Annotated in this window: 4 protein-coding genes and 1 tRNA gene (1 of these 5 only partly in view); all 5 read right to left on the bottom strand. The window is 48.0% G+C overall.

Annotation, left to right across the window (positions count from 1 at the left end; translation table 11 throughout):
- On the bottom strand, positions 1 to 11,796 hold the 5' portion of the coding sequence (locus CJA_RS12155; RefSeq protein ID WP_148208868.1) for an RCC1 domain-containing protein. It extends 26,415 nt beyond the left edge of the window; the window shows 11,796 of its 38,211 coding nt (coding positions 1–11,796); it begins with the start codon at positions 11,794 to 11,796; its stop codon lies beyond the left edge, outside the window.
- A 745-nt stretch (positions 11,797 to 12,541) separates the two neighbouring features.
- Positions 12,542 to 13,873: an OmpP1/FadL family transporter gene (locus CJA_RS12160; protein ID WP_012488118.1), complete on the bottom strand. Its 1,332-nt coding sequence runs from the start codon at positions 13,871 to 13,873 to the stop codon at positions 12,542 to 12,544.
- A 424-nt stretch (positions 13,874 to 14,297) separates the two neighbouring features.
- Positions 14,298 to 14,374 (bottom strand) — tRNA-Pro (locus tag CJA_RS12165).
- A gap of 153 nt (positions 14,375 to 14,527) precedes the next feature.
- Entirely contained in the window at positions 14,528 to 14,890 is a 363-nt protein-coding gene (locus tag CJA_RS12170) for a MerR family transcriptional regulator (protein ID WP_012488119.1), read from the bottom strand.
- Positions 14,871 to 15,179: an integration host factor subunit alpha gene (gene ihfA / locus CJA_RS12175; RefSeq protein WP_012488120.1), complete on the bottom strand. Its 309-nt coding sequence runs from the start codon at positions 15,177 to 15,179 to the stop codon at positions 14,871 to 14,873. The genes CJA_RS12170 and ihfA overlap by 20 nt, the downstream gene beginning before the upstream one ends.
- Positions 15,180 to 15,185: the final 6 nt, after the last annotated feature.

Consider the following 15,185-nt stretch of genomic DNA (forward strand, 5'->3'; position numbering starts at 1 on the left):
ATACCCCTCTGCCGCCACATACACATGGGTATCACCCAATGCCAGGGCCGTTGGATGGAGATCCTGGGGCAGATCGTAATAACCCAGGCCCAACATAGGTGCGGCCTCACCCAGCGCATCGCGCTGGTAATGCACGAGGCTGATCCAGCCGGGAACCATAAAATGATTGAAATCATCAACAAGGGTAATGTTTTTAGGTTCAGGCCCGCCATCCAGCTTAACCGGTGCACCCAACACATAAATTAAATTCAGCTTGTCATCTGACGCCAGATCCGCAATTTGCCCGGGCGGCAACTTGAGCGGATCAATCACAATTGTTGAAGGCAGGCCCTGTCTCTGGCGTTCAAGCTCATCCTTTATCAACTTCATCGAAAACGGTGTGCGGGTTTCCAAGGTTCTGGCAACACCCAGCTTGCCCATAAATAATGCCTGGGGCAGTATGAACCTGCGCCCGGTACTATCACTCAATTCAAGATCGACAAAGCCACGATAGTCATCACCAAAATCGCTCACACGCCAGGACATTTTCTGTGCACTGTATAAGCGCAGCTTGTCATTATCCACCGTGTATTGATTGACTACATCAGGCTGTCCACTGGGATAGGCCTTCAGGGTGAGCCCAGGATGGAAACCATAACCTACAATTTCAACTTCATCATTGGCACCGGTTTGATTGACCCGTACCACAGCGGGTGACACGAAGGAAATTTGCAGTAAATCCACATAAGTAAATCCGCCAATTACGATATTCTGCAAACCGGCATCATTCATAACTTCCACTGCCGCAGGACCGGCATAGTTCGGCGTAGTTGTTACCCGGAGGCGTTCATACCCCTCTGCATCAACCGGTATCAGCTCATCGATAACCACCGCCTGACCGCCGATCCGAACTTCCGGCACACTGCCGAAATACCTGCCGCGAATAACCACTTGGGCTCCGCCATCAATCGTGCCTATAGCTGGTGATATGGACACTATCTCCGGTGCAGGCGCGGAACCCGCTGCGGAGGTAAAGAAGGAGAATTTGTAATCGCGGGCAAGTGGATACCCTGTCAGCGGAGTAAGGCCCGCTTTAACAACAACGACATATTCCGTACCGGCCTGTAATTCACCGGCTGGTTTCAACTCCAGGAAGCGATAAGCTGGCTCATTGTTACGCTGTGCAAAGCCAACAGCAAAATCCGCCGTAACCTCTTCACCCAAAGCATAGTTACCTTCGGCATCGGCAATCACACCACCGCGGTAAACGCGCAGGTAATCGTTGAGGTTTGTTTCCGGCGGCAATACCGCAGAAAGTTCAATATCAATCACCGATAGATCTGTGCTGACCTGTTTTTCAGCCGCCGCCGGTGAGTGACCAGCGACAACCAATTCCGCCAACTCAATGCGATTAATGCCTTGCTTACCCGCAGCAACCTGCATAGCACCACGGGCAAGGATCAATTCACGCACAGCATAGTTATCCTGGGTAGCCTGGCGATTAATCATAACCGGGACAGTTGAGTCCGTTGTTGGATCATCAATTTTTTCCAGGTCGATAATCTCTACTACTGTCTGGGCAGGTTTATCTTCCTGATCAGCATAGAGCACACTTGCATAAGCCAGGTTGCCCGCCACACGGACATCAAATACACCTTTTGATACCAAATCCTGGCGCGCAGGCTTCAATTCAACAATACGGGATAGTTTGGGACCGTAGGGATCACTGATATCAATTTCATTGAGTTGGGAGACCAGCCCCTCGCCAGACATATCGGTGACATACAATTTGCTACCCACAATCTGCAGGCGATTGGCAATGCCCAGCGTATCTATCTGCGCAATAATAGGTAGTGACGGATCGAGGATATCCGCAATAACAATCCCTTCTTCCGATGCTGCAATATAGGCAAAACGCCCCTGGACTTTTACATCGCGGGCATAACCATTAGGCTTGATGTAACCAATATGATAAGGCGCAGCCAGTTTTGAAATATCGATAACCTGCACACCACCATTACCATTGGCCACAAATGCAACACTATCCTTGCGATCTACACCGTAAACCTGGATATAGGGCAGATCTACACGTCCTGCCAATAAATAGGGTAAACCGAATTGTTCATCACCATTGCGAATATTGAATATTAACAATTCACCATTTTGATTTTCCGTATAAACACCACCGGCTTCACTCAATTGCCCACTCAATCTATTTACAAATTGGCTGGATGAACCTGAGGATAAAAGAAGATCTGATGGTATACCCTGTTTGCTGGCGAGGATGAAATTGGCATCAGCATGCAGTTCAGCTATTGATCCTGCAAAAATTTGGCTGGCACGGTTAACCAATTCAGAATAAACAAACACATCCCCATTATCATGTTGTTCTGAACTGATATCGGCCAGGAATAAACCCGTGCAAACAGGACAGCTAGATGATGCGGGTGTTATGGGGTAATCAAGCCCTACTCCCTGTTCAACCAGGGATGGATCTATCGTTGACCATGCACCAACCATAGCCCCAGTACGCTCGCTGGATTTATATTGTGCAAGCGCACCGTAATATACAGTTTTGGCCGCAACACGACCAAGGCTATCATCCGTCGGCTTGAAGAAGCGGCGCTCGCTAACAGGCATACCGACTTCATGCAGTGTTTCTCCAACAACCTCATGGTTGGGAGTAACGACACGGGACACTATGCGCAAGCGCTCATTTTTTGCAGCACTGCGACTCAACAGATTGCCATCGGAAAACTCGGCCCAATAGATAAAGTAATGATTATCCGGGTCACTGGAGGGTATGGCCGGGCGGTTGGTCGCCGTATCATTGCGATACAGTTGGATTTCCCTGGGGCCGGCCAGGGTTACCCATTCACCGGTTTCCGATTGCGCCTCCCGAATCCAGCGCATAAAGACTTTGCGATCTGCCTCAACGCCAATATCCCTCACAGAAACAGCGGCAACCACAGGCTCGCCGGCTGTCAGGATTTCATGGTTGAAAGGTTGCAGGATACTGAGTTTGGGCGAAATCGTATCGTCAATACGTCCCACATGCACAACTTGTGAAAGGCCTGCCTGCCCCACAACATCATAGGCAATTGCCTGAATCGCAAATCCATCCACATTTTCCGGCGGAGTAATAACCGCGCGATAAATATGCTCCTGTGCAGATGTACCATTGGTGTGCGACTCACTGGCATAAGCCGTGTAAACCGCTTTGTCATTAACCAGGAATACTACGCGGTCGATCCCCTCGTAACCGAGGTCGTCAAATGTTTCTACAACAATTTCCAGATCCTGGCCATCGATAATGACGGATTGATTATTAGAGGGCTTAACGATAGTGGCCGTCGGTGGTTGATCGGCAACAATTTTCAAGGTTCTGGGGCTGGATAAAGGCGATACATTGCCGTCGACATCCGTTGCCTGCGCGCGGAAGCTGATATATTCCCCAACCCGCCCTTGCGGCACCTGGAGATGGAACTGGAAGGGAGCCGAGGAATCAATGCCAACCTGCGCGTAATTTAAATTGTTGACATTAGCGCCCAGGGCTTGCTGCAAACTGACATTGCTAACGCCGGCTTCCGGATCGTTGGCAATCACATTGACAACAATGCCGCGCCCGGCGGTGACTTCCATCACTTGATCGCCAACATTGCTGCCACGGGAATCGAGCACCTGGATTTGCTGTACGGTGGGCGCCGCATTGCGAACCAGGGTAACGGGACGTTCGAGCGTAGCAATATTTCCCGCACCATCACGCGCTGTCACACGGAACAACATGGCAAGGGAATCCGGCAGTTGGTCGGCGGCCAGGTGAGGAAGGTATGCCGCAATCTTACCGACGCTCAAATGTCCATTGTAAGGTGCCGCCAGCAGCAGGGCCTGGGAAATTTCCTCCTGGTCGCTGAATTGATTGTCGCCATCCTTATCGACAAACAATTGCGTACGCACCGATGTAACCCGCACATTGTCCCTGACCTGCAAGTCATAGGGTAAGGAGCGCATTTCGGCAACTGTTGTCCCCGATGCCAAAGGCAATGTGGCGCTAATTTCAGGAGCCAGCGTATCCTTATCAACACCGACAATCACAGGCGTCAAGGTTTCTACTGTGCGCGCAGTGCCGGTAAGCCGTTTTTCCGTCACTGCCGCCGTTAATGTCAAATCGCGGCCGGCCTGGCCATAAGGCACCTCAACCAGAAACTCATAGGGATATGTGCTATCGGTAATACTGCGGTCACCCGTGAGCAGGTTGGCTACATTAAGCACCACCTTGTCTACACCGACATCATCAACCGCGTTCACCTGTACCAGCAGGAATTCGCCCTCGGTGATTCGCTGCCCCGAAACCGGTTTGCCAATGGCCACTGTCGGCGGCACATCGCCAATAATTTCCAGGCTGATACTTTCATTGGCGATATGTTTATCGAGATCCCCATAAGCAGCGCCATAGGAGTCTATTGCCTCGACAAACAGGCGGACGCGATTATTGGCTGGATTATCCTGGTCAAATGCCGGCAGGTTGACACTGAAATTGTAGGGAGGTTGACGCAGCAGCATATTGAAAATCTGGGTCTCCTGCTGCTCGGGACCGTGGTAGGCAACCAGGCGCAGAGAATCTATGCCCACATCATCATAGGCATTGACATTGACATACAAAGCCGTGTTTTCAACCTGTTTGCTGCCATCCAATGGCTGGACGATATCCACAACCGGACGCTGGTCAATCCGCACCGGATAACTGACTTCCTTGATCCGCTTATTACCGGAAGGATCATAAGCAACGACCTTGAGCCAAATATCAAAACGGGTATTTTCATCCACGAGGACACCGGCAAACCGGCTGGCAATTTCCGCGATACGGTCCACATGAACTTCCTGCGAAAATATCGGCGTATCAATATTATTGGTCGTTATAGGATCGGCATCGGCATCGGGAATGGCATTGATGGTACGGATAGCGCCAGCATAGGGAAGTTGCTGGTAAGAGCCATCGGATTTCTTAACACCATAGGTTGAATAGATTTCAAACTTGGCCACTTTGACATTGTCATAGCCGCGGATTGCCAATTCAAAATCCGAAAACTCGGGTGGGCCATAACCTATAGCGGGGCGAACTATGGCCACCTCAGGGTTAATTTCATCGGCGGCACCAATAAAGGTGACTTCATCCCGGCCTATGGCGCCATCGGAATCCTGGATTTGCGCACTGAGGGTTATATTTTCGTTGTAGCGAATCAACCCCGACGGCACTGAGTAAATGTAAACTTTCTGTTTGGCATATGGACTATCCTGCCGGCCAAACTCATCGGCGATATCTCTCGAATACTTCTCTTCAAAAGCATCATAGATTTCATCAAAGGCCTGCTTGATAACCCCCTCGCCACCAGGCGCTTCTTTGAGTTCGCTACTGGGATGTAACTGCACACCATTGGCAAAGAGTTTTAATTGCTGGTCGCCCAATAAGCGATCGTCACTGGCAACGATGCCAACCTTGATACGGAAAGTACCCGCCACGATATATTGATTGTTGGCAGGCGCGGTGATGCGAATCTCCGGCGCAACATTAGCCAGGGGATGGACCAGGAAGGTTCTGCGGGCAATTTGCCCTACATTGTCGCTGAGCAGGATTTCATATTCCGTGGGCTCAGACTGATCAAAGGCAATCTCTACGGACTTGGATGGCACATGCCTTACCAATTCCTTAGGACATGCAGTCAACAAATTTTCCGGCGCGTGGATTACGGTGCGGGACCCGTCACGATTAATACGATTAACGGCAAAACTTTCAAGTCCCGCATCATCCTTCAATTCAGTAATAACACGGAATGTTTCACCGACCCTGACCCAGAATTCACCATAATTGATACGGCTCGCATCCTTGATAACTTTTCTATAAGTACCGTCAACCTTATAGGACGCAAACTCTTTAAATGCCAGTTGCGGATTTTCATTAACAACCACTGGCAAAGTAACCCGATGGGAATTTGACCTTCCCGAGCGATCTGTTGCAATCACCGACAGATTCAGGTCGCCGGCACGATAGCTATCCGGGACATCATATAAAAACCCGTAGCTCGATTTTGAAAACACGCCACCGAGCTTCGCTACCAATCCGCTGTCATCCAGCAACTGCAGATTATCGAGCCCCAATGAGTTATCAGAGACATTCACAGATACAGGTATGCGCGCTTTACGCATCACCTGAACACCATCAACCGGTTGCGCAATGGTCACCGCAGGCGAGGCATCGTCCGGTGCAATAATCCCTTGCAATAAGGGCTCTACCGGCAACATCCCCCGCTCACGGGAATGGCGATCCAGGGCCACGCCATAGAGTGTGTAGGCTTGCCCCTGAAACACGGCGGGAATGGATACGAACTCATTGTATATTTCACCGGCGGAGACAATCCGTCGCGCATTGCTAATATGGACAAAGCCGGTTTTATCACTGCCTGAGGACTGATCGAGCAAATAGAGGGTAAAACGATCCGCGCGCGGCACCAACCTTTTGGTTTCACCTTCCAGGTATTGAAGCGAATCAGGAATACTGCCACGCTCCAAATGCAGCTCTTTGAAATAGGATTGAATAAACTCTGCCCCGGCTCCTGTAAATTTCGGGCGAATCACGACATCAGCAACATCCTTGGGCAGCCATTTTGACAAGATAAGATTGCCATTATCAGCAGCCAGATCCGCGGCATGGATCACTACCGTCTGCTCCAGACCGGCACAGGGATCTAAGGGGCTGAACACAAGTTCATAATCCACTGAAATATCGGAAAAACTGATCTGTAGCGATGACACGGCTGTCGAGGTTTCAACACGGAATAAAGCCTTGCCATCGATAAATTCCAGATAAGGCTTTTCATTCACATACAAGCGCCCGGCAGAGGCGCCCGCTTCAGGATAAGCAAATGAAAACCTGCCAAGCGTCAAATTCTGATCATCGGTGCTCGCCCCGCCTGTAAATTCCCGCAGCGACAACTCCCCCAGGGAGGTCATGGCAACAAAGGCCCTGGCCGGGTCAGCGCTGCTAATAAAATCGTCATTAACCTGCAAACGATAAAATGCCAGGGCTCCCTGCATGGGTTCTCCATCAGGATGACGCGACACAAGTGATAGCTGTGGCGGGCTATCCGGGCTCACCTGGATGGTGTGAGAGACATTGGCTTTGTTGTTATTGGTATCGGTTGCTTCAATCAGCAGGGTAAATTCTGCACCCGTTGCCGCTATAGGTGCATAGCGCGCCAAATCGATAACATCGGAATTGGTAATGCCCAGCGACGGCTTATTGATATTGTCCCCGCTGAGGATAACCCGGGTTTCGGTATCAATAAGGGTTACACGGTAAGAGCTCAGATTGACATTATCAGCCAAGGCGATCTCCAGCTTGACCCGCTGACGGTCATAGAGTTTGGTAACCGGGCTCTTGAGCTGGATTTTTGGCGCTTCATTATCAACTTTGATCAATACATTAACAGAGGGAGAGAAACTGTTATTGATGCCATTGTCAGCCGCCCTGACTTTAAACACGAGCGACTTGCCGGCATAACTTGCAAAACTTGCCGGGATACGCACCCTGGCCTTGTAATCTGTGTATATTTTTGTTGCGGCAAGAACCGAACCCAAGGTTCCCGGATTCGGAATACGAATTTCTTCAATGCGGTCCGTGCGGCTAAACACCTCCCAGGGAACGACAACCTCCTGTCCCTGGTCATCCACAAACACGGCGGATAACTGATTCACATAAAAATCGTCAGTTGCAGTACCTGATACGTCAAAACTTTCGCCCGGATAGAGTTCCAGATCCTTTTCCGGGACAGTCATCCCGACAACAGGCGGCTCCGTATCATCAAGGATAACCAAATCCAGCAATTGCTCTGTTGTATGGCCGCCGTTATCCAGCGCTTTTACGCCGATATCAACCGAGCCATCGACGGGCTTATTAGGCACCCGGAATTGCGCACTGAAATACTGGTTACCACTAATAACTTTCTGGAGCTCTGTGCCCTGGTACTCTTTTACGGGGGTTTCAATACCATTCAGGCGCGAGAAAAAGACAACCTTCTGTAATTGCCGATCATCTGTGACCAGGGCATTCAGGGTAAACGCTTCACCTTCGACATAGCGGCTGCCGGCGGCAGGATGGCGGATACTAATAACGGGGGGCAAATCTGCGCTGACATCATAAATCCAGGAGGTATCCGCCTGATTACCATAAATATCCGTTGCAGTGACAACAAGTACCAACTCCTCAACACCGGCAGGCACCGTATACGCAAACGAGCCAGATTCTTCTTTCTTGTTTAAATCGGTACGGGAATGAACACTGGCATTGTTAACCTTGATCGCAATACTCGCCATACGGCTTTCATCGACTGCCCGCCATCCAATAGTCAACTGCTCCCCGGTATAAAGCACGCTGCCGGGAATAGGCGCAGAAATACCCGCCAAAGGCGGGGTCTGGTCGCGCTTTATAGGGACAGACTTGTTCAAAACATCTGAGGCCTGTCCCAGTTTATCGTAGGCAGTTACCTGCAATGATAAGAGCTGATCCTGATTCGCTATGGCATATAACGCCAAACCCAGCTCATCTGACACCTGCACCCTGCTCATAGGTGCCAGGCCATTGGTGTTATCGATTACTTTCGTAACCAGCAATTGCGAACCCACAAAATACCTGAGTTCAAGGCGCTCAACGGCCTTATCGTCTTTTGCCAGGATTGTTGTCTGCAACGCATCACGCGCGAAATAGCTGGTGCGATTAAAGGAGGCATCGGTTACGACAGGCTTGGCATCTTTGCGAATGGCAATAACCGCTTCAACACGGGAACTGTTGCCTATTTCATCATAAACAACCACAGAAACCGGGTATGGGTCATAGGGTACACTTTCGGCTTGCGAGAATGCAGGTGCTGTTACCAATGCCAATGCGGAATAGGCACGCAGTGCACCGGGAATATCCTGAAGCGGCAATTGGTCTTCACGCAGGACATCATTTTCATTGCCGGTGAGCACAAACCGGCTGCCCACTTTCCGGATTCCTTTCACTTCCAATCTGGTTGCACGAACATTGTCGTAACCCGCAACCTTGAATACAAATTCACTATTTTCTATAACATCGGCAATATCTTTTCCCGCATCACTTCCCGTAATAGCCGGTGAGGCAAGGTTAACCACCGGTGGTTCCTCATCATGCCCCAGCGTCACCCTCACCCGGTTGCTTTCTGCCTGCTGACCAGCGGTATCTGTAGCTACTGCATGCAATGTCAGCGCCTGTTCTTTTTTTATGCCTTTAGGCGTTTCGTATTCATAAGCATAAGGCGCAACCTTATCCGACCCGACCAATTGTTCATTGACATAAAAATCTACTCGTGCAATTGCTATGTCATCAACGGCATGAGCGCGGATAGGAATTGACAGGCCGGATACGAAAGACGCCCCTTCGGTTGGATTTGACAGTGCTACTGTTGGAGGTTCATCGCCCTTTACACTGGCCTTCACATAGTCGGAATAGCCAATTTCCTGGTGATAATCCACGACTTTTACACGGAAGCGCAGTACCTCACCCAATTGGTTCGGCAGTGGCTTATATTTAAAATTTACCGTTTCTGTTTTTGGTACCAGGCTATTCAAACTGGCACCATCGCCCGTTATGGTTCGACTGTCCGTAAACTTGTCATTCACATACAGCTCAACCTTGGTTCCCAAGGGCAAGGTATCATCTGTCACTTCGGCAACAATCGTGGATTCCTGGGATACGGTCAGCGGAGTGCCGGGTAAAGGCTGCAATATACGGGCAATCGGCGAGCTGTTTTTAATAATACGGATTAATTTTGCAGGGGCATCAGCAACGCCTTTGTTAAAACCATGGACACGAGCGGAGATAGCCAGGCTGGTTTCGCTGGTAGATACGGCGGGTACATTAGCCTCCAGGCGCCACAGCTCCACCAATTCCTCGGCATCTTTACCGCCCTCCGTTTTTACGGGCCGAACTTCCATCAAAGGAAAGCTCGCTTCACCAATCTTGGTGCCGTCAAAAAAGAATTCGACATGGGAAATGCCGGAGCTGGTTATCACATCAGGAAGAATGCCCAACGAGCTGGATATCTGCAGGGTTAGCGGGGATTTTTCAACATTGCGTTGGCCATCGACAGGTAATTCAAATTTATAGGGTGGTATGACCGGTGCAGGCTTGGCAATAACCTGTACGGTGTAATCCACAGACAATTGTTTTTGCCCTGCGGTATCAACAGCCAATGCACTGATAGTCAGGGTTTTGCCCTGGAGTTCTTCAGAGATAGGCATCAACAATTCATAAGGCGCCGACTTCCTATTGCCGATAGGCATGCCATCAAGGAAAAACTGTACATCCGAAATACCGACATCGTCTGCTACCAAAGCCTTAACCAGCAGTTCCTGTGCCGGTTGCACGCTGGTCGGCAGTTTTAATTCAATGCTCGGCAAACCATCTTTCGCAATAATTGGAACCAGAGAGGAAACACCGGCCAATTCACGTAAAGATAGCGCGATATAGGCCGGACTTGAAGAGGGGATCACCGACTGGGCTTTAACCTGGCCCAACCGGTTTTTTTCGAGTATCGCGGTATAAGCATTATCAATAGTGATAACGGGTGTCCAACTTGATGATATTTGTGTCCTGGTTCCATCATCAAATACACCTTCCAGCTCAGGCAGTGCATAAAACGTATTTAGCCGGCTTAATTCAAAAGCCTCATCCGAGGCAAAATCCTTAAAGCCTATACTGACCAGATTCTTACTGAAATCGACCACAACCGGAACAGCTATAGTATCCAACCCCGGGTAGGAAACCGTGATGGTGACATCGGTAGCGGCAGTCTCTTTGATTGGATAAACCACCCCGCCAGCCGTAACCCCCACCAGCTCAGGGTGTGAAGAGGTATAGGTAATACCATTGCCGGGGCCAGACACATCAACAACTCCCCGGAACTGAAAATCAATCGCCGGTCTCAATACCGGCGTTTGGAGGATATTGTTGATTACAATTTTGTTATTTGATAGCAATAGTGACTTTGGCTGTTCCTGAATACTATCGCCGGTAAAGGCGACCCTGGAAAGGGAAGTCTGATTCCCGGAGGCATCAACAGCGATAGCGTCAATCAATACAATCACATCTTGCGCTATGGCTTCAGCAGATAAAGTCCCCTCTATCGGCAGAGAAAGCATATAGCCCTGCTGGTCACTGCCAGTGGGATATACCCTGACCATTTGATCTGTCTTTGCAAAGGCTTTTTTACGCGCTTCGCTGATAACACCACCCGTCTCACGCAAATGTGAAGCGCGCAATCCTGCAACGCTGAATCCTACATATTGGATATCGGTATCATCGGTGGCATTGAGTGCTACCACCAGATTTTGTTGGGTGTCAGCAGAGGCGATGGCTACCGAATTAAATTCAAGGGAGGGCAATACATCATCATAGGAAAATGACTCTGTGTACTGGACAGTTTCACCATCGACCTTAGTGATTTTTGCCAGGGGATATAAGGCTTCTGAACCGTAAACTGAAAAATCAATAAAACACACATTTGGCGTTGAAATATCCCGACGCGCATCGGCAACAGAAAAAGAGGCAAGGCTGGATTGGCCACCCGCCTGGATACTGGCCACTGCAGAGCAATTGCTGACAGCCAATGTGTATTGGACAGTGGAATTTATTGGGGACAGTGGCGCCGCAACTCGAATATCCAGTTCGGCATGCACAGCATGACAGAAAAACTGACACGCCAAAAAAAACAGCACACATCTAGCCACACTGCGCTTTTGCATATAAATGCCCTGCGTAAACATCCTTAACTCCGTCTTTATTTAAGAGATGGTTAAGGCGATACCACTGTTCCCTTAGAAAAACAATTCCTACAGCGCTATGTACTTTAAGTTGCTAGCTGCACACAAATTTAGAGGGGAATATACAGAGTTTTCGTATCGCCAGGCATCTCGGCCTAATCATTCAGCATTCCTTATCTCACCTACCCTGTGTATTTGCGACACGGACATTTGAAATGAAACCTATGGGCAATGATGAATATAGCGTCATAATTGTAAAGTTTAATTAATCTCTGTCAAGGTATACTTGCTGCATCAAAATAACTAAACGAAATATTAATTACAAAAATATATAACAAAAAATACACCAAAAGAAAGCAACAAGAATTTGTGATAAAAATCACATTTATAGACAGCCGAACACCAGCCACTCTTGTCGCACTAATGAACATAGAAGCCGAAAAGAGACTATTAATAATATAAAAATCAATACATACAATTTACTCATTTCCAGGCATAACGGGCTATTCAGGATAAAGACTCCAGCCATTCATTGCACCTGGATAAAATGCAATGAAACTCTTCACCCAAGAAGTAAAATCTTCCAAAAAAATATTAACGTTTATAAAAAAATTACTGCATTACAAATCTTAAAATATGGATTTAACGGGCCATTCATATACTATCACTTAGTATTTATTAATAAAAAAACCCGCCATATAGCGGGTCTTTTATTAAATCTCATCTACTAAAAACGCCAGTTCCCCTGAACCCCCAGAATATTAACAGATGCATCAAATTCACCCTCCACATAATGCCCCGTCTGCAGTTCAGTATTTTCAATACGGGACTTATCCACTTTTATATAGGCGTAGCCAACATCTATAGATACATTTTTTGAAAGTTCATAATTAAATCCTGTACTAAACCATATCCGGTCTTGATCAGGAATCCGTGGATTTAATAATTCAGGATTAGTTTGCGGCGCCTCATCTGCCGCTACGCCAAAACGCCAGGTCCAGGCAAAACCAGGGTGATAACTCAAACCCACTGCATAGCGTATGGTATCTTTATACTTTAACTCCAGTTCACTGATAGTCAGGTTATTGCCAGTGTTAATAATATTTACACTTTGCAAGCTACTCCACTCCGTGCGAGCAACATCAACATGTAACCACCACCGCTCACTCAAAGCTTGAGAAATACTGAAGGTCAATGTATCAGGCAATGCGATACTGGTCTTAGCATCACCAGCCCTGGCATTTAACATTGCCGCACAAATAGTACCGGTTGTTGGTGCGGGTGGAACTCCTGTTGGATAACCTGCCCCTGGGCTACACAGTGCATTTAATGAAAATTTGGCGTCGCCACTCAGATCAAATTCGCCACCCTGCCGCCAGACCAATCCCAAACGGGTATAACTTGACGGTTTAAAATATAAGCTTAGATCAGCAACAAGGTCATCATCATCACCTTTGATGCGTGCACTACTATCTGTTGCAGGTTGTGGATTAATTCCCAGGGTAGAATCAACTCGGCTTTCCAATGTCACATCAAGACGCTGATAATTCAGTCCTATGCCAAGGGCCCAATAATCACCAAGATCAAGGGCAGCCACTGCATTGACATTAATCAACTCCAAATTACTGTAAGTGGCAAGATAACGTCCGGCCCAATCATCGCGATACTTACTCGACAACCCAAAAGGAGCATTAACGCCCAAGCCAAACGTTAATCGCTCTGCAACCGGATATGTCCAATATAGATTGGGAACAAAACCTGTTTCATCCGTTTTCCCTGGAGCACCATTGGTATTAGAATTTTGGTCGTTAAATTTGGCGCGAGTAAATATTGCATTTCCCGCCACAGTCAAATGACTTCCTTCCAGCTCTCCTATAGCAGCGGGGTTGAAAAATATACTGCTTGCATCTGAGACATAAGAGGCTGTACCTGAAAAAGCTTGCCCCAAATATGCAGGACTCTGTTCCAATATCTGAAACGATGTTGCGCTAGTATTGGTAGATAAGATAAGTGCCAAAGAACCAGACAAGGTATAAATCAGGGGTTGTTTTACGTTCATAATGCCTCCATTGCATTTTATCGCTTTATTAGTTTAGATTGAAAAGCAGACAAGATAGAAAGCATTAAAGAATAAAATAGACTAAAAAAATCACCTCATGTACTTATTAATAAGTCGCACAAAGTAAGATCACTGCAATAAAAATCGAGGGGTATTTACCGCGATAAAAAAGATTCTATCAGCGGAGAAAAATCATCCGGATCAATGAAATGACAGCAATAAAAGTTAAAGAAACTATCTCAAAAACTGCCCAGTGGCACTCGGGAACTGAGTCATATGCAGTAAGAAAAAACCTGCACAGGCAATGAGCAAAGCTAACATATGGAAAAAACAAAGCCAGCAGTTAGTTGATCGTGGAGTTTTAAATGATTACAGCGGGACGTTAAGTAATGATCACAAGATCTATCTTGTGTAGAAGATAAGATGGTCGGAACGGCGGGATTTGAACCCACGACCCCCACACCCCCAGTATGGTGCGCTACCTGGCTGCGCTACGCTCCGACATTTTGATAAGTGAACTGAGAAGCTCACTTAAGGGATCGGCATAATACCCGAAATTAGTTCGATTGCAACAATGAAATTAACGAAAAACCTAATGTTTATGACGAGTTAGAACCAAGCGCAACAAGTGGTTATGGATTAGCCAAAAAATGCTTATTTACTCTTCAGCAAATCAAGCAAATGCTCCAAATCACCCAGCATTTTATCTACTAATCTGGATAATTGCGCATCTTGCGGCGGTTGGGTTGCATCATTCGCCATTTGCAAACGGGCACCGCCAATCGTAAATCCTTGATCATAGAGCAAACTGCGAATCTGGCGTATGGTTAATACGTCCTGGCGTTGGTAGTAACGGCGGTTACCACGACGCTTGACTGGCTTCAGCTGTGGAAACTCCTGCTCCCAATAGCGCAGTACGTGTGGCTTGACGGCACAAAGCTCACTCACCTCACCAATCGTGAAATAACGCTTTCCGGGAATAACCGGTAGTTCGTCGTTATGACTTGGTTCCAACATAAGCTTCTACTCGTGCCTTCAATTTCTGTCCTGGACGGAAGGTAACTACTCGACGGGCGCTAATAGGAATCTCTTCCCCGGTCTTTGGGTTGCGGCCAGGTCTCTGGCTTTTGTCACGCAATTCAAAGTTACCAAACCCCGAGAGCTTTACTTCTTCATTGTTCTCCAAAGCCTGACGGATCTCCTCGAAGAAGAGTTCTACCAGCTCCTTGGCTTCGCGTTTGTTAAGGCCAAGATCCTCATAAAGCTTCTCGGCCAAGTCTGCTTTGGTCAGAGCACCATCCGACATACTTAT

This window comes from Cellvibrio japonicus Ueda107, from assembly GCF_000019225.1.
GTDB lineage: Bacteria > Pseudomonadota > Gammaproteobacteria > Pseudomonadales > Cellvibrionaceae > Cellvibrio > Cellvibrio japonicus.